Here is an 18,027-nt window from a genome sequence, read left to right on the forward strand (position 1 = left end):
AAGAGTCGCTGCGCTGAACTCTTAAACGAGTGGGGGAAGGAGGTTTATCAAAAAGGTTCATCGTTATCGTCGGCTGAAGGAAATAATTTGCTTATCAGAGCTTCGTTTCTTTTATTGGCTCGTCTTAACAATGTTGAATATTTAAGAACCTCCGTATATAGCGATCCTTGAAAGTTCTTAAATACGCCCAGTATGCGTTTAGCGGGCCTAAACGCATAATCAAAATGAGCCGAGTCCTGAAAATCTGAATCATTAAATTTTATGTCCAAAGGTTCTAGTGTTTCGCCAATAAGGTAACCGTAAAATGTTTTAAACGGAAATTGATCCTTGGTCAGATTCAGGATTAGGGATGCATAATAATTGATCTCTGCTAAGTGATCCGCCACGTTTGTATCCGGTGTTTTAAATTCAAGTATGATGCATTTTTCCTCAGCTGGAAACAGCAAAACGTCCGGGCGCTTAGTCAGCCTTTTCTCCCGATTGGCATTAACAAAAGCTTCTTCCTCGGCAGTACGTGTCTCTTTAAAGATTTTTTCGCCCGCTATAGTTATATCTTCTAATCTTGTTTCGGAAACACCCTTAAATAGAATGAAGTCTTCGTTCAGGATCCAAAGGTCACTTTGCTCCGCCGCCTCTCCGCCTTGGGTGAATAAGATATTATGCAATAACTTTTCGTCTTCATTCCGGCCCTTCTGCTGGATTTCTAAATTTCTGTCCAGTACTTGTTGGAAAAGCTCCAAAACCAATTTCCGGCGAGCCACATAATGAGTTAGCGCCGCCCGATTCTGATGAGGGATTTCTTTGACTAGTTGATTGACGATCCGGTTCAATTCATTGTCGTAGTCTTTGGCTTTCGGGTCTAACAGCGTCAGTTGATCATATTGCTTTTTCAGTTCGGCATCACCTTTTGCTGCCAGTCTTGATTCGTGTACGTAAACCTTCTCTAATATTTTTTCTTCAGTATCGTTAATAGAAATATTCAGGCTATTCAGGAAATGATCGTTTAATAAAAACATTTCTTTTAAAGCCGACAGCCGTGCCAACTTTTCTTCCGCCTTATCTGCTAACTCATCATACATCTTTACGATCGTCTCATTAGTCCCTGACTCAATATCATCCATGTAGATGATGTCTCCATCGAATAGAGAAAGGTCGTCGTTACGCCAAGGGATGCGCAGTTGACCACGGATATCGGAGTCTCGATCATTGATATAAGGACTGGAGACAAGGAATAAGAAGCGGTTGTCCCCGACATGGTCTTCAGGCCTTAAGATGTCAAGTGTTAACTGGAAATCTTTCTCCTCTACAATTTCCCCCTTACTTGTTAAAGTAATTACATTTTTGCCAAGTTTTGTTTTGGGAATCCGGAATGCCTGGACAGTAAATTCTTCCGTTTTTTCTTGGAACCGAAGGCCGTCAAGCGTTTGATAATTTAAAGAAAAATCCTTTTGCGAATCAAGTGCCGGAATATCGGCGGCGGTTATTTCGAGTAGCTCATCCGGTACATTCCCCTTGTAAGCTTGTAATATAATTTTGGGTAAGGTATTCCTATGTATACAAAAATATTGGATATATCTATTGATAATCGCCTCCTTGTAATTCGCTAACGTCATATTGTAGGCAGCCTGGTCCTTTGCGGACAACAACCCTGATAGACTTAACGAAGTATGTGAATACGAATCTTCACTTAAACCGTATTCATCGAGGTAGGCAATTGCATTTACTTTCAGGAAAGGTGCGCTTTTACTTAGATGAAATTTTCTTGCTTTTAATACCCCATTCTCTTCAAAAACGCTGTTGTATTGAACGCTAGAAAAGAAATGGATAAGTTGCAACCTGCCAGAACCTCGGTTGTGAAATCCTTTACGAGTATCTTTAAAGGTTAGAAAGCGCTGGAATTCCTGGTCATTGAAACCGATACCTGTATCCTCAATAATAATCTGATTCATCTGTTTTTCGTCGAACAGATCAGGATCATAATAAACCCGTACTGTAATCTGATGTTGAGATGCAGGGCTCGTCAATCCAGCAATTGCTTCAATAGCGTTGGTAAAACCTTCAAACAAAGGCTGAAGTGGTACACCGTTTTTGCCTACTTCATTAAGCACCGCCGGGTAATAAAGACCCTCATTAACCAAATACCCGATTTTGTTTAAGTCCATATGAACATTACAAGCCACTAAAGATAGAAATTAAAGATTGTTTCGATAACGAAATTCCCTCTCTGGTTTAAGAGTTCAGCGCAGCGCTCTTAACGGCGTAGCCCTCTTGAGCGCTTTTAAAAACAAACAAAAGCGAAAAAATCAGGGAAGTAAAACAAGCACTCGTGCGGTTAATGAAGCACAATATTATTCGGTGAATGATTATCTTTCGGCCACGATGGCAACAAGATACCGTTTTGGCGATTGCGAGCGCGCCCACTTTGTCACTTTTTCGGTTGTGGAATGGATAGATGTTTTTAGTCGTGAAGATTACAAACAGATATTGGTGGACAGCCTTCGGTATAGTATTGAAAATAAAGGGCTAATTGTACATGCCTGGGTGATTATGCCAAACCATGTTCACCTGGTCATATCCGCACAGCCAGGGAACGACCTTAGCGGCATTATGCGTGATGTAAAGAAATTTACGAGCCGCATGATAATTAAGGCGATAGAGGAAAGCTCGAAGGAAAGCCGTAAACATTGGATGTTGTGGTTGTTTAAAAGTGCAGCTGCGAAAAACAGTAATAATAACGAGAATCAGTTTTGGCAGCAGGATAATCACCCTATCGAGTTAAGAATTAAGGAAATGATGGACCAACGCCTGGACTATCTGCATAATAACCCGGTTAAAGCCGGGTTGGTTTGGGAGCCTGCTGATTATAAATATAGCAGCGCCATTGATTATTACAGGCAGGAGAATGGCTTATTGCCGGTGGTGTTGTTAGTTTGAACGATGTTTGTGCAGGGGAACCGCACGGAGTGCTGCATTTGCTTGATCATTTAAGAGTCGCTTCGCTAAACTCTTAAACGAGTGGGGGGGACGTCGAACAGCGCCGGAAAGTCATCATTGATAATTAACGCTTTATTCAGGTTTAGCATTGAATAAGTGTTCCATCGCTAATCTTTCCGCAAATTCGCCAAGTTCCTTTTCTGGCTTTATCGAATTGAATTTGTTTTTGACCTGATCGGCTTTGCGTTGATGTATTATCTTACAGTTAGGAAAATCGTATTCGTCAAAGTAGTTACCAAACTCATTTAAAAGGTTGTCCCGGGAAACTAAAACGGTGTCTTTAACTGTTCGGAAAAGTTTCTTGTATTGTCTGACTAATAAAATATAATCGGTGGCTGGCAAAATGATAGGGATGTGTTCAGTCCAGGTGGCTAACGTAATCGGCTGATTGTTTTGTTTGATTTTAAAAAAGAAAACTTTCGGAACAAAATAACCATCTCCAAGTTTTTGCTGCAATTTCTGCCTGTTGAAGTTGTATTCCCAAACTTTATAACATTCCTGCTCACCCAAGTAACAACTTTGCATTTCGCTGAAATGATCTTTACTTGCCCACAAATTTGTTTTGTTCCAAATGTCAAATTGCTCCTGTTTATTTGGTTTATAAGGATTCTCAGAATCAGATTGGGGATTTAAAACAAATAGATTTAAATCTTTACAAAATTGTTCTACAAAAATGAAAGCTTCACTCCCAAAAAAGCTTGGACGCATGAAATTTAGATTGAAGGAAAAGTTTGTGTCATCGAAATCATCAATAGGCACCACATCTTCTTCAACTTGATAATCGTCATCGGGTTCATTGTAGTCAAATGAAAAATAAACCTCTGTGTCTTTGTTTTCAAAAAACCATTGTGTGCCACCTTCATCTACAGGAACCAAATTATCTGACAAATATTTAGAAATTTTATCTGTTGAAATTTCATTGCCTTTTTGTTTGTAAAAAAGTAAATCGTAACTCATATATGTTCATGCATGATTTAGGTATATATTCTTGGCCTTCTTGATATAGTACGAATATAATTATATGTTGTAGTTAATAACAAAAAAACGTAAGCCAAACATCCGTTCAACTTACCCGCTATCCGAAGTTTGCAACTTCGGACAGCGGTGGTTTAAAGACATATTTTGCGTTAAGGATAGGAGTGCCTGCCTGCCGGCAGGCAGGTATACCGGCCTGTGGCTAATGCCTGCGCAGTATAAGCGGATAGCCTGACCCGCGCTTCGAGGGCCCTCAGCGTGACAGCGCGCGGGGAACGCCCTTCTTTTTTTAGTTGCAGTGGCACTTGGATTTGGGGAGGGCGTTCCGACTTTTTGTAGCCGACGCGTCAACCCCTTCCTGCCCTTCCCCGGGGGAAGGAATCGCACCGTCCACCGCTTTTTAAAATTTCTTTGACACAGCAACGACGGCAGGATATATGACACCCGCGAGCCCGGCCCGGTCAAAAACCCCTTTTAACCATTATTCCGGATGATGTTTTCTATCTGGTTTAGCTGGTCGGCGCTTAGGTTGGCGAGGTTTTCCTGGCTCAGGATGGTGTTGTTTACCTGTATGTAGTTGTTTTGCTCGGTGATGATGGCGCCGGCGGGCGGTTTATGGGTTGCGCCCACCATTTGGAGGTAGAGTTTGGCGGCGCGCATATTGCCATTGAGGGCGTGTTTGAAAACATGGGCCAGCACGTTGGGGGCCATCAGTTTAAATTGCTCCATTTGGGCGGCATGGCCGGGGTGCTTTTGATAAGCGGCAAAATGTTTGGCCACGGTTTGGCGGCTGAGCCCGGTTTCGCGGGCGATGGTGCTTTTATCGGGCATTACCCCGTTTTGGCCCATATAACGGGCAACGGCGGCGTTGATGAGCGAGTGGTTGTATTCCCAGATATCCTGTTTAGTGCTTGCGGGAATAATGAGGTCGATCTTGTTTAGAAAGTCGTCGCGTTCGGTACCTTTTAACTGTGCGAGGGTTTGGGTGGCGGTTTCGGCAAGCTGCTGGCGTTCGAGCTGGTTTAGGTCCCCGATGTCGTGGGTGGTGATCTTTTCGAGCGAAAGCAGGTGTTCGACTTTTGTAGCGGGAAGGTTTGTCATGGTGGTTTGTCCAGGTTTTTTTATGATATGCGTAAATTTTGAAAATAGTGTTGCCTGTTGTTGCCATTAATTTGGCGGCTGTTAACAGAAGTAAAAGAAGAGGAGGCGTTTTCGGGCGCAGAGTTGCCCGGTGTTGACTATAAAGATAAGCAATAGATTTTAAATTTACTAATTTATTTAGTAAAAAGAGGTGGCAATATCATGGTTAACACCTATTTTTATTAATTGATTGATATTCAGTTATATAACTTGAAAAAGGGTGAAAATGTGTTAACCATGTTAACCATGGTTTAGGGGGAGGGGTGCCGGAGGGTGACCTTTTACATCGGCTGACCCCTTCCTCCTCCTTCCCGTGGGAAGGAATCGCGCTTGCCCGGCGCCTGGTTTAAACTTGTGGAGCCGGAGGGAGTTTTCGCACCCGCCGTCCAGGCACGACCCGCTCAAGAGAAGAGTTCGAACCCTCCTTGCCGGGTTCGAATCATCAAGTTCATATAAAAAATAAAGAGACCGACCTTCCAGGCCAGTCTCTTTATTTTTAAGTGGAGCCGGAGGGATTCGAACCCTCGTCCAAACATGGTATAAGGTAAGCTTTCTACATGCTTAGCCCTGTTAGGTTGTCGGGAAGGGGAAGGTCAGTGGCTCACCTGTACCGTCTTCCTTAGGTGCTTTATCTTACCCGCTTATCGCACCGCCAGCGGGCCAGTCTCATTTTTCGATGCCCCGGTTGCCGGTCCAATGAAACGGAGAACCGGCGGGACAAAGGCTATGCTAATTCTAAATTAGGCAGCCAAGGCGTAGTTATTTTCGCCATTTGTAAGTTTGAGCGTTCAGATTATAGCGCTAATTCACCCAACGCGCTGCATGCTTACCTACTTATCTCCATCCTGTCAATTCCGGTCGACCCCATTTGGAGCAGAAAGCTGAAAGAATAAAGCTAAAAGCTTTCAAATATACGGCTTTTACCCCATTCGTATTATCAAAAGCTTTCTGCTTTCGCCTTTTTGCTTTCAGCTTCAACAACCCTTCCCGGGTAAACCTTTAATGCTTCATTTAGGCAGGTCATGGCTTTTTCCAGGTCATCGTTATTCAAAACGTAGGCCATGCGTACCTCGTTTTGTCCTGCGCCGGGTGTACTGTAAAAGCCGGTCGCCGGCGCCATCATAACCGTCTGATTGTTGTAGCTGAATGTCTCCAGCATCCACTGGCAAAACTTGTCGGCGTTGTCTATGGGTAATTGCGCCACCACGTAGAAAGCGCCGCCCGGGTTCGGGCAAAATACACCTTCCATTTTATTGAGCGCGCTTGCCAATGTATCCCGGCGATGGGTATATTCCTTATTTACAGCTTCGAAATAGCTGTCCGGGGTATCCACCGCAGCAGCACCGGCAATTTGTTCCACCATACCGGGGCTTAGCCTTGCCTGGGCAAATTTTAGCCCCGCGTTCCATATCTCTTTGTTTTTGGTGATGAGGCAGCCCAAACGTGCGCCGCAGGCGCTGTAGCGTTTGCTTACGGTATCCATCACCACCACATTCTGTTCGAGTCCGTCCAAATGCATTGGTGAAATGAATGACCGGCCATCGTAGCAAAATTCGCGGTATGCCTCGTCCGAAAAAATATAAAGGTCGTGCTTCAGTGCCAGTTCTTTCAGCTCATCCAGTTCTTCTTTCGAATACAGGTAACCGGTTGGGTTATTCGGGTTGCAGATGATGATCGCTTTGGTCCGTTCGGTTATCAGCTTTTCAAATTCGCTGATAGGGGGCAGGGCGAAACCATTTTCGATATAGGAAAGTATCGGTTTTACCACAATATCACTCTGGCAGGCAAACCCATTATAGTTGGCATAAAACGGTTCCGGTATGATCACCTCGTCACCCGGGTCGAGGCAGGTCATCATTGCTATGGTAATAGCTTCCGAACCGCCCGTGGTTACCAGGATATTGTCGGGGGTGATATTATAGCCCAGTTTATTATAGTACTCGGTCAGCTTTTTGCGGTACACCAAAGTGCCTTCCGAAGCCGTATAGGCCCAAACCTTAAAGTCGATGTTCTTAATGGCATTCAGCATACCCTCCGGTGTTTCAATATCCGGCTGACCAATATTGAGATGATATACTTTCTTGCCGTCGAGCTTAGCTTTATCGGCAAAGGGGGTTAGCTTGCGTATGGGCGAGGCCGGCATATGCAGCCCCTTTTTTGAAATTTTTGGCATGCTGCAAAATTAGTAAAGATATTTTGAAGTCTTTCCCTTTTGAACGGCTGGAATGTGTTAGTTTGAAATCGGGTCGCCGCCGGTGATTTTCACCCCATCGCGTATCGCTGTTTCCAGTACGTTAAGGTTTATATCTTTTAAGTTTTTGAACTTGATGCAATACCCGGTCACACTCGCTTTGCCCAGTTCTTTTCCATAGGTTTGGGCCAGGTACGTTTTGTCCGGGATACCCAGTATATAAACAGAGATGCCAGTCGTGTTTGCACTTAACCCGATTTGAAAAAACTCCCTGGTTTTTCCATCTGCGTATTTTATTGTATAGGAGCCATACCCAGCATTAGGGTTACTAACAACCTTCCCTTCGCTGTTTTTACCATCTTCGAACCATAGTTTACAACCGGGCAGTGCTTGCAGTATCTGCTTGTGTAGTACCTGCATATTGCTGCGTTTGGGTTCAGGCTGGCTGGTGATATATTCTTCAATTTGTTCTTGTACGTTCATATGCAACAATGAATTTACGGTTAATTGCGTGGTATTTTCAAATCTCGCTTTATTTTTATTTATATAATAGCAGGTTTCTGTAGTTCGTAATCAAACTGATCTATTACCAATAGCAATAAAAATAAAATGAGCCCCGGGGTAACCGGGGCTCTGCAAATATCTTGTTAAAATTTCCTCGCTTTTTAGAGAGGGGCGGGGTAAGGCTTAATTGGTGCCCGTACCTGTCGTGGTTTTCGCGATAACTTCGCCCACGATATTCAAATATTTTTCGGGCGTCTTGGCGTTCGATTTTACAACGATCGTTTTGTTGAACGGCATCGCTGCTGCGGCATTGTAAGTGATCTTGATAACCCCTTTTTCACCTGGCTTTACAGGTGTCTTGGTGTAATCGGCTATCGTACAGCCACATGTAGGGCGCACTTCGGCTAAAATAAGTGGCGCGGTGCCCACGTTGGTAAACACAAACTCGGTAGTAACAGGTGTGCCCTGCGGAATTTTACCAAAATCATGTTTTTCCTCGTTGAATTTAAATTCAGCCTTTTCATTATCTTGCGCCGAAGCGGTACCCGATGTAAGGGCGAAACCCATTACAACGGCACATAGTAATATTAATCTTTTCATATAGTTGTATTGATTATTACAAATATAAAAGGTTTAATGTAAATATAAAACTATTAGTTAAACGACGGGTTTTGTGTGCCGGGTATGACAAATACAAAATAGAATTTTATAATTTTGCCTTCTAATCCAAATATTATATGCCAGAAACTGCAATAAGCACTACCAGCAAATTCAATGCGGCTGAACTCAGTTTTGATGATTTCCAGAAGATCGTTATTAACGACTATCGCATAGGTTACGAAAGCCGCCAGGCCAGTTTACTGGGCAGGCGCGAAGTTTTAACTGGTAAGGCTAAGTTTGGCATTTTTGGCGATGGTAAAGAGGTTGCGCAACTGGCTATGGCTAAGGCGTTTCGGCCGGGCGACTGGCGCGCAGGGTATTACCGCGACCAAACCTTTATGTTCGCAACGGGCATGAGCAATCTTAAAGAATTTTTCGCTCAGTTATATGCTCACCCCGATATCGAAAAAGACCCGGCTTCGGCGGGGCGGCAAATGAATTGCCATTATGCTACACGCTATGTTAATGCCGACGGCACCTGGGCAAACCAGGCCGAAAGCCTGAACTGCGCCGCGGATATTTCAACCACCGGCGGGCACATGCCCCGCCTGCTTGGCCTGGCTTATGCATCAAAATTATACCGGGAAAATAAGGAACTTGAGTATCTAAAGCAGCTCTCCGTTAATGGCAACGAGGTTGCTTTTGGTACCATAGGCAACGGGGCAACCTCCGAAGGCTTGTTTTTTGAAACCTTTAATGCCGCCGGGGTTTTGCAGGTGCCTATGGCCATCTCTATTTGGGACGATGCTTATGCTATTTCAGTTCCGGCAAGCCTGCAAACCACCAAGGAGGATATATCCGAAATATTAAAAGGTTTCCAGCGCGAGCAGGGTACAAATGGCTACGAGATATTTAAGGTACGTGGCTGGGATTACGTGGCGCTTTGCGAAACTTATGAACGCGCCGTGGAACTATGCCGTACAGAACATGTGCCGGTGCTGATACACGTTACCGAAATGACACAGCCGCAGGGGCATTCTACCTCGGGTTCGCACGAACGCTATAAATCAAAGGAGCGCCTGGGTTGGGAGAATGAGCACGATTGCCTGCTGCAAATGCGTAAATGGATGGTCGAATCGGCTATTTCGACCGAAGAGGAAATGAACGAACTGGAAGCCGCTGCAAAAAAACATGTGCGGGAATGCCAGAAGGAGGCCTGGAACGAATTGCTGGACGAGGTAAAGATTGAGCTGAACCAGGTTGCCGGGCTGATAAAGGAAATAGCCAATGAAAGTGAATCCGGCGACGTGCTCAAAACAATTGTTTCCGAACTGAAAGCGGTAATAGATCCGGGACGTAAGGATGTAATAGCAGCGGGGCGCAAGGCTCTGCGCCTTACCGTTAAAGAAAAGCTATACAGCAGGCAGGCATTGATCGGCTGGCTTAAACTGGAGGAGGAGCGGAACAATGAACGTTTCAACTCAAAACTTTTTACAGGCACGCTGCAGTCGCCGCTGAATATCCCGGTTGTGCCTGCACAATATGAAACTGATGCGAAGTCGATTGACGGACGCGAGGTGCTGAACGCTTGTTTCGACGCCAATTTTGAGCGCGATAAAAGTATTGTGGCTTTTGGCGAGGACGTGGGCGCCATAGGCGACGTAAACCAGGGCTTTGCCGGTTTGCAGAACAAGTACGGTGCCCTGCGCATTTCTGATACCGGCATACGCGAAGCAACCATTATAGGGCAGGGCATGGGGCTGGCTATGCGTGGCCTGCGGCCGATAGCCGAAATACAATATTTGGATTACCTGCTATACTCCATAACGGTTTTAAGCGATGATTTGGCTACATTAAGCTACCGTACACGCGGCGGGCAAAAGGCGCCGGTTATTGTCCGCACACGCGGGCACAGGCTCGAAGGGATATGGCATTCAGGCTCGCCGCTGGGTATGATACTGAACTCGATGCGGGGCATGCACATTTGTGTGCCGCGAAACATGACCCAGGCCGCAGGTATGTACAACACCTTGCTGCGTGGCGATGAACCGGCTTTGGTGATCGAATCGCTGAACGGCTACCGCCTGAAAGAAAAGCTGCCCGCTAACGTAGGCGAGTTTACTGTTCCGCTTGGCCATGCCGAAGTATTGCGCGAAGGCGCCGATGTTACCGTGGTATCTTACGGCTCGACCCTGCGTATGGTACAGGAAGCCGCCGACGAATTGGAAAGCATCGGTATTCATATCGAAGTGATCGATCCGCAGACATTATATCCTTTTGATAATCAAAAGGTTTGCCTTTCTTCATTAAAGAAAACCAACAAGTTACTGGTGGTTGATGAAGATGTACCCGGCGGCGGTTCCGCTTACATCCTGCAAAAAATAATGGAGGATCAGCAGGGGTATTATTCGCTGGATGCACAGCCGCGCACCCTTTCGGCCAAGGAGCACCGACCGCCCTACGGCACCGATGGCGATTATTTCAGCAAGCCGTCTGTAGATGATATCGTGGAGGCGGTTTACGCCGTTATGCACGAAGCAAATCCTGCAAAATATCCGGAGCTGTATTAATTATTGAATTATTGATTTATTGAATTACCGAATTATTTGGTCGGCGGTTTGCTTATTTTCTTATTTTCGCCCCGGTCGTTGTCGCACCGGTCCCTTTTGACAGATGCAGGAAGTATATAACTCACACTCCGGGTGGATCGTATTTCAAAACTCAAATTACCTATGGATAACATTTTCGCTACGATATCAAATATTATAACATCCCGCCGCAGCACCAAACCTGCTATGATGAACGGCAAAAAAGCGCCCGATTACCAGGTGCAATCGCTGCTTGACCTGGCAGACTGGGCGCCAACGCACGGTTACACCGAGCCATGGCGGTTCACTGTCTATTCTAATCCGCCTGATTTTTGCAGGCAGCATGCCGAACTATATAAGCAGAATGTGGAGCCGGAAAACTTTGCCGAAGGGGTATACCAGAACCTGTACACGCAGGGCGATAAAGCATCGCATGTTATTATCGTTACCATGAAGCGCGGCAACCTGCCTAAGATCCCGGTTGTCGAGGAGATGGAAGCCGTGGCCTGCTCGGTGCAGAATATACTGCTCGGTGCAACAGCGCTTGGCATGGCTTCGTTCTGGAGCACGGGCGGGATGGCGCTGCGCCCGCCGATGAAGAATTTTCTTCATTTAGGCGAGGATGATCATGTAGCAGGGATCATCTACCTCGGCTACGCCGACAAAACCACGGAAGGGAGCAGGACAATTCCTATTGAAGAAAAAATCATTTGGTTCAAATAATTCCCCAACAAAAGCGTTTCTTTTTCGTACAAGCTATTGTAAGCAGGCTAAAGTTAATATTAATGTAAATTAATTAACCTAAAGTTTAAATAATCTTAAATAAAGATTTTGTTTTCTTAGTTAATTTTTTACATTTGTGGATAACTGTTGTTCATAACACGATTATTTGCAGCTGGTTAGCCTTGTTAATTGATTAAACGTAAAGCAAAAGCAAAGGAAGAAAGATGAAGAAACGTTTCTCGTGGGTAACCTGTATCTTATTACTACTCTCAATTACTATCATTAGCTGGAAGGCTGAATCGATCACAAAACACCGCAATAAAGTTCATTCTGTTAAGTTTCACAAAAACCGGTCGGCGAGGGAGCTTTTCTCACAATACGTTGAAGATATTTACAACACCGCCCAATTACATGAGGCCGGTTTGGATTACACCGTTTTTCAAAAAGCTATAACCGGCTATTTCAACCTGAAGGCTTCGGACGAAGTACCGCAAACCAGCACGGTACTTACTATCGTCGACCTGGCAAAACCAAGCACCGCCAAACGCATGTGGATAATCGACCTGCTGGATAAAGATATTTTGCTGCATACCTGGGTTGCCCATGGTAACGGCAGCGGTGACGATATGGCTCAATATTTTTCAAACGAAAACGATTCGCACGCCAGCAGCCTCGGCTTTTATATCACCAATGGTATTTACAATGGCAAACATGGCCAGTCGCTTAAACTGGATGGCATGGACGCTGGTTTTAATGATAACGCCCGTTCGCGCGGCATCGTGGTTCACGGCGCTAAATATGTTTCGGAAGGCACCATCAACGCCCTTGGCCGCTTGGGCAGGAGCGAGGGTTGCCCAGCAGTATCCAGTAAACTCATCAAAAAAGTGATCGCTACTATTAAAGGGAAGACTGTTTTATTTATCAACGGCAACGACAATTCGTACAACTCAAAGTACCTGGATGAAATGACTGCGGCCAGTTATGTTTACCCCGGAATAGACGGCAGCCAGGCAGAGAACGCGAGTTTATAAGACAATTGTGAATAGTCAATGGTCAATGGTGAATAGTGAATCGTCAATTGATTTATAAACATTCACAGCTCACTATTCACCATTCACTCCTCATCATCACATATTTCCGTAAAGAAATTTCTTCATGTGGTCGTAAAGGACAATATCCTGCCCGTACACATCGCGCCTGAATTGCAGCTGGCCATCCTGGTCGGCCCAGCAGGTTACATAGGTGATATATACTGGTACCCTTGGCCGTAGTGCGATATCCTCGGGCGACGGATCTTCTTCCTGCATATCTTTGGCTATCAGGTTGTAGCGTGTCGTGTCCCTGAACAGGTTATGGGCAAGATCAAGCGGTTTTTCCAGCCGGACACAGCCATGGCTCACCGCCCGCATGGTATAGTGGAAAGCATCCTTTGCGGGTGTATCGTGCAGGTAAACACTACTCCGATTCTCGAACAGGAATTTGATCTTCCCCAACGAATTCTGGTCGCCGGGTTGCTGCTTAAATTCATACTCATCCTTCCGCGGGTCAACCTTCGACCAGTCGATGGTTTCCGGATCCTTTACCAGCTTATCATTATGGTATACGTTAATACCCTTATTACTCAGGTAATAAGGATCGTCGGCGGCCTGCACAATGATCTCTTTGGTTGCTATGCTGCGCGGGATGTTCCAAACCGGGTTCACCTCCACACTATGTATCACACTGTACAGCAACGGCGTTTCATGCGGAAAGGGTTTGTCCTCTTTGCAGGTATCGTTGTAGCTTTCCAGCGAATTTAAGTACTGCTTGTTACGGCCCTCACCAACGCACACCTTCATATTCAGTACAGATTTACCGCTGTCTATCACGTCCAAACGGAAGTCGGGAATGTTCACATACACATAGCGGGTTTCTGCGGGTTTGTTTTTCCAGCGCAGGCGCTCCATGTTTACCAATAATATGCGGCGGGTCTCCTCTTTGCTCATTTTTTTTGCCACAAATCCATCAAGATAAGCTTTCTGCAGGGCCAGGTATTCGGGGTCCTTCGGTTGTATGCTATCCAGGTAAGCGTGCATATCGCCGATGTTGAAGACCCTGCCCATGGATATGCTGTCGGGACGTGCCGTTTTGATAAAATAGCGCGAGTAAAGTTTTCGCGGGTTCAGCACGCCAAATTGCAGATCGCCGGAGTAATTGATAAGCGAGTTCGCCAATGCAATTTCCAGCTTCGCCATAGCGTAATAAGCTTCACGGGTGGTTTTGATGGAACTTTTTGCCGCTTTGAAGCGGTTGGCCATCGCCACAAGATGATCCGGCTTAAATAATTTCGGATCGAGGCCATGTTCGTTCGCTTTTCTGTAGTATGCCACCATGGTTTCCACGTCGCCGTTCCACAGATGGTTAAGTACGAAGACAGGCTCGTACCCATTTGATGCATAGTAATGGCTCATAAAATCCGGGTTCGACATTTTCGCCCGGTTTACCGCGAGCACTCTTTTGAATACGGCGGCAAACTCTTCCGGGTCGGCGTCTTTAAATGCGGGGTTATGGGTATGCTTATACAGCGTTTGCCCCATTTCAGTGCGTTTTTTCTTACACCCGTTTATGGTGATCATCAAACAACCGGACAGTAATGCCAACGTATATAATAAGGTTTTTGGGGATCGGCCCGGCGTTGTCATATTGAATTTTCTCTCTTTCAGCTTTTGTCGTTCATTATTAACCATTACAATATAACAATTTTGCGGTAATTTTGATGGCGGGTACCGAACATTTAAGCGGCGCGAATTTAGCTATATTGAATTTGCCCGGAAAGTTTTACCTGTTATTTTTTTATTAAGACATCAGCATCTATTGGAAACAGAAAAAAAACCCGAGGTTTGGCTGCGCGGCCCGGTTGAAGGCATCCCGCCGCTGCTTCAGCCTGTTGCCCATACGTTATTGCAATCGCGCGAAGAGGTTAATGCCATGATGATGGATTTTCCCGAAGTGTTCCTTTGGATAAAGCCGTCGGGCATGGCCTGTCCTGCTTTTCATTTGCAGCATCTTGCCGGCGTGCTCGACCGGCTTTTTACCTACGCACGTGGCGAGGCGCTGACCGACGAACAGCGTGGCGACCTGATAGCCGAAGGCAAGGAAGCCGCCAATAACCTGGATATGGAAGGTTTGATAAACCGTTTCAATACCCAGGTTGATAAAGCATTGGCACAACTCGCCGGTACTGACGAGAACACGCTGACCGATGTACGTGGCGTAGGGCGAATGCAGATACCATCCACAGTTATTGGCCTGCTTACACACGCTGCCGAACACACCATGCGGCACACCGGCCAGCTTTTAGTTACAGTTAGAGTTTTGCAAAACTAAAATATTCGTTATCTTAGTTTTATAAACCTGTAATCCTTTGAAGAAGCATCTGTATTTATACAGGTATGTGTTGTCGTGCCTGGTGGTGTTTTCGCTCCTTTGTGTGCATATCCGCGCCTTTGCCCAGGCAACGCCTTCACAATCACGATTGGTTACACTGACGGCGCATTCGGATAGCGTCGCCAAAATATCACAAGCCGAAAAGCTGTACCTGCAAACCGATAAACCCGATTACGTTACAGGGGATACACTTTGGTTCAAAGCTTATATATTTAATGCACCTACTTTTTTACTTTCGGCCCAAAGCGGTATCCTGCATATCGACATCGCTGCCGACAGCAACCGGGTTGTGAAGCAATATATTTTCGCCGTTGCCCGGGGAGTTGCCTGGGGCGATATACCTTTAAACGAAAAAGACTTTACACCCGGTGAATACACGCTGAGGGCCTATACCAACTGGATGAGAAATTTTCCTGCTGAGGTTTTCTTTTACAAGCATTTCAGGGTAGCCGGTTACGGCGAAAACAGTTGGCTCATAAACAGCCAAATAGGCATAAATCCAGCGAATAATGTGCGTGCCCGCTTGCAATTGACCGATATAAATAAAAGTCCTTTTGCCGACTCCCTGCTTCAGCTAAAAGTTTTTAATGGCAAAAGGGCCCTTTATAAACAATCAGTAAAAACGGATCATACCGGCCTGGTCGATGTTAATTTTTTGCTGCCGGATAAAGCAGTAAACCCGCAAATACAGGTTGAGAATGAGGATAAAACGCGTAAGGCGATAGTCCCTGTTACGACCAACGCGACGGGCGACGTTGATCTGCAGTTTATGCCAGAAGGCGGTGCCTTTGTAGGCGGATTGCATAATCTTGTCGGGTTTAAAGCATTAGGAGAAGATGGCCGTGGCCGGGATGTGACTGGAGTTATAGTCGATAGGTCGGGAAAGCAGGTTGCTTCTTTCGCCCCGGCTCATAAAGGCATGGGCAGTTTTGAATTGACGCCGCAAGCCGGTGAAACCTATACCGCAAGCGTTAACCTTTCGCCGGGCATAACAAAGAATTACACCTTGCCACCGGTAACAGCTTCGGGGACATCGCTGCACCTTGAAAACCCGATGGAAAGCGATTCTGTTGGGGTTACAATTTCCTGTACCGCCGATCTTGCCCGGCCGGGTAATCAATATTTTCTAATAGCCAAAGCAAGGGGCCTGGTTTGCTATGCGGCGGCTTTTAGTTTCGAAAAAGGGAACGTCATCCGGCACCGGATCGCAAAAAGTTTGTTCCCGTCGGGTATCACGCATTTTATCCTCGCCACATCCGGAGGCCAGCCGCTGAATGAACGGCTTGTTTTTATCGACCATTATGATGGATTACATATCAATATAGAACCTGGTCAAGCGTTTTATGCCACCAAGGACAGCATAGCCCTACAGCTTAACGTAACAAATGCTGCCGGTCAGCCTGTTTCCGGTAATTTCTCGCTGGCGGTTACTGATGATACACAGGTTAGGGCCGATACCCCGAATAATATCGTCACCCGTATGCTGCTAACGTCCGACCTGAAGGGCTATGTGGAAGACGCCGCATGGTATTTTAAAAACGACACAACGGCGTGGAAAGCGCTTGATAATTTGCTGCTTACACAGGGTTGGGTGAGCTATGAACCGGCCGGCAAAACAATGCCTTTTGCTGCTGAGAAAGAATATACAGTAAGCGGGAAGGTGGACAACGTTTTTGGCTCGGCCTTGAAACGATCGCCGGTAATATTATTGTCTAAATCACCGGCGATAGTGATGGACACGGTGACCGACAACTACGGCAAATTTATATTTAACGGGTTCCCGCGGGTCGATACCGCAGTATTTATACTCCAGGCCCGTACAAAACACGGTAAAAGTTTTAATGTCAATATTGATATGGATGAGTTTGTACCTCCGCTGTTTACTGCCCCGGTATACCCGTTGGCGATACCATGGTATGTAAACACCGATACCACACGCATAAACCAGGTAAAAAGCAATATCCGTATGCGGGAGCAGGAATATAACCCCGGCGGTGGCAAGATGTTGAAGGAAGTAAAGATCACGGCCAAAAAGACGGTAAAGGGGTCGGAAAACCTTAATGGCCCTGGTAATGCTGATATTGTAGTGGATGAAAAAGAACTGGAAGCTGCCGGTAAGAAAACATTCTTCCAGTTATTTGAAGAGAAGATCAAAGGTTTCAGGGAGTCTTCTTTTCCAACGCCGAACTGGTTAAACAGGAAAGATTTTAGGGAAGTTACAGAATTTGAAAATAACTATATCACTCATGGAGGCGGTAGTGGCTGGTATTTTATTTACGACCGCCCTGTAATACTCATCATCGATGGTATTGATATCGACGACCTTTTCCCTAAGTTTACCTTTGGCGATTTTAAATTGTACCTGAAATCACATTCGGCCGAGGATATTAAAGGAATCGAGGTGAACATCTCGCCCCAATATTACAGTAACTATCTGAGGCGGGGCAAATGGATGATGGCGCCTGTAATGGAGCGGTCGGTACGGGAATTTGCCTTTATCGAGGTTACAACAAGATACGGCCACAGCGCTTTGATCAAGAACACCCCCGGAACATTCCTTTTCAAGCCGCTGGCCCTAAGCTGGCCCAGGCAATTTTATAAGCCGAAATACAAGTTGAACGACACATTGCGCATGGCCGACCTGCGGCCAACAATCGACTGGGAACCCAATATCAATACCGATACCGCCGGCAAAGCGACCGTAACTTTTTATGCCGGAACCGAGCCGCGCACCTACACCATCATTGCTGAAGGGACCGACCTGAATGGAAACTTGGGCACGGTGCGGAGAAAGCTGGTTATCAACAAGCGAAACACTGCGGAAAAATCAAAATAACCGCTGCTAAAAATGGCCCTTAAAACAAAATAATTCGGCCTTTTAAACAA

Annotated in this window: 14 protein-coding genes and 1 other RNA gene; 6 read left to right on the forward strand and 9 right to left on the reverse strand. The window is 45.8% G+C overall.

Going from position 1 to position 18,027, the window contains the following annotated elements; translation table 11 throughout:
* Window positions 1–47: 47 nt before the first annotated feature.
* A complete protein-coding gene (locus tag FRZ54_RS14470; RefSeq protein ID WP_147032300.1) occupies window positions 48–2,162 on the reverse strand; it encodes an ATP-binding protein in 2,115 nt (704 codons plus the stop codon).
* A gap of 217 nt (window positions 2,163–2,379) precedes the next feature.
* On the opposite strand from FRZ54_RS14470, the gene FRZ54_RS14475 reads away from it, so the two are divergent.
* Window positions 2,380–2,934 (forward strand): REP-associated tyrosine transposase, encoded by a 555-nt coding sequence (locus tag FRZ54_RS14475; protein WP_147032301.1) that lies wholly within the window; start codon window positions 2,380–2,382, stop codon window positions 2,932–2,934.
* Window positions 2,935–3,066: 132 nt separating this feature from the next.
* Here FRZ54_RS14475 and FRZ54_RS14480 read toward each other — a convergent pair whose 3' ends face one another.
* From FRZ54_RS14480 to FRZ54_RS14505, 7 genes are all read right to left on the reverse strand, one after another.
* Window positions 3,067–3,951 carry a hypothetical protein gene (locus FRZ54_RS14480; RefSeq protein WP_147032302.1) on the reverse strand — a complete coding sequence of 295 codons (885 nt, stop codon included), beginning with the start codon at window positions 3,949–3,951 and terminating at the stop codon, window positions 3,067–3,069.
* 170 nt (window positions 3,952–4,121) lie between these two features.
* A complete protein-coding gene (locus tag FRZ54_RS24750; protein ID WP_228462497.1) occupies window positions 4,122–4,274 on the reverse strand; it encodes a hypothetical protein in 153 nt (50 codons plus the stop codon).
* Window positions 4,275–4,443: 169 nt separating this feature from the next.
* Window positions 4,444–5,070, reverse strand: coding sequence for a hypothetical protein (locus FRZ54_RS14485; protein ID WP_147032303.1), 627 nt, complete (start codon window positions 5,068–5,070; stop codon window positions 4,444–4,446).
* Between the two features lie 537 nt (window positions 5,071–5,607).
* Window positions 5,608–5,975: a transfer-messenger RNA gene (ssrA, locus tag FRZ54_RS14490) on the reverse strand.
* A gap of 71 nt (window positions 5,976–6,046) precedes the next feature.
* Window positions 6,047–7,282 (reverse strand): pyridoxal phosphate-dependent aminotransferase, encoded by a 1,236-nt coding sequence (locus FRZ54_RS14495; RefSeq protein ID WP_147032304.1) that lies wholly within the window; start codon window positions 7,280–7,282, stop codon window positions 6,047–6,049.
* A gap of 57 nt (window positions 7,283–7,339) precedes the next feature.
* Window positions 7,340–7,783 (reverse strand): DUF1801 domain-containing protein, encoded by a 444-nt coding sequence (locus tag FRZ54_RS14500; protein WP_147032305.1) that lies wholly within the window; start codon window positions 7,781–7,783, stop codon window positions 7,340–7,342.
* 204 nt (window positions 7,784–7,987) lie between these two features.
* On the reverse strand, window positions 7,988–8,404 hold the full coding sequence (locus tag FRZ54_RS14505; protein WP_147032306.1) for a DUF1573 domain-containing protein: 417 nt from the start codon (window positions 8,402–8,404) through the stop codon (window positions 7,988–7,990).
* A 137-nt stretch (window positions 8,405–8,541) separates the two neighbouring features.
* Here FRZ54_RS14505 and FRZ54_RS14510 point away from each other — a divergent pair, with 137 nt between their 5' ends.
* The 3 genes from FRZ54_RS14510 (at window position 8,542) to FRZ54_RS14520 (ending at window position 12,746) form a co-directional block, all read left to right on the forward strand.
* Window positions 8,542–10,974, forward strand: coding sequence for an alpha-ketoacid dehydrogenase subunit alpha/beta (locus FRZ54_RS14510; RefSeq protein WP_147032307.1), 2,433 nt, complete (start codon window positions 8,542–8,544; stop codon window positions 10,972–10,974).
* A gap of 162 nt (window positions 10,975–11,136) precedes the next feature.
* Complete coding sequence (locus FRZ54_RS14515) at window positions 11,137–11,715, forward strand: nitroreductase family protein (RefSeq protein WP_147032308.1); 579 nt, start codon at window positions 11,137–11,139, stop codon at window positions 11,713–11,715.
* A 224-nt stretch (window positions 11,716–11,939) separates the two neighbouring features.
* Complete coding sequence (locus FRZ54_RS14520) at window positions 11,940–12,746, forward strand: murein L,D-transpeptidase catalytic domain family protein (protein ID WP_147032309.1); 807 nt, start codon at window positions 11,940–11,942, stop codon at window positions 12,744–12,746.
* A gap of 96 nt (window positions 12,747–12,842) precedes the next feature.
* Here the strand turns inward: FRZ54_RS14520 and FRZ54_RS14525 are convergent, their stop codons facing one another.
* Window positions 12,843–14,291, reverse strand: coding sequence for a L,D-transpeptidase scaffold domain-containing protein (locus FRZ54_RS14525; RefSeq protein WP_228462498.1), 1,449 nt, complete (start codon window positions 14,289–14,291; stop codon window positions 12,843–12,845).
* Window positions 14,292–14,568: 277 nt separating this feature from the next.
* Here FRZ54_RS14525 and FRZ54_RS14530 point away from each other — a divergent pair, with 277 nt between their 5' ends.
* Window positions 14,569–15,081: a DinB family protein gene (locus FRZ54_RS14530; RefSeq protein ID WP_147032311.1), complete on the forward strand. Its 513-nt coding sequence runs from the start codon at window positions 14,569–14,571 to the stop codon at window positions 15,079–15,081.
* Window positions 15,082–15,118: 37 nt separating this feature from the next.
* Window positions 15,119–17,977 (forward strand): hypothetical protein, encoded by a 2,859-nt coding sequence (locus FRZ54_RS14535; protein WP_147032312.1) that lies wholly within the window; start codon window positions 15,119–15,121, stop codon window positions 17,975–17,977.
* Window positions 17,978–18,027 lie beyond the last annotated feature (50 nt).

It is taken from the genome of Mucilaginibacter ginsenosidivorans (assembly GCF_007971025.1).
In the GTDB taxonomy this organism is placed as follows: domain Bacteria; phylum Bacteroidota; class Bacteroidia; order Sphingobacteriales; family Sphingobacteriaceae; genus Mucilaginibacter; species Mucilaginibacter ginsenosidivorans.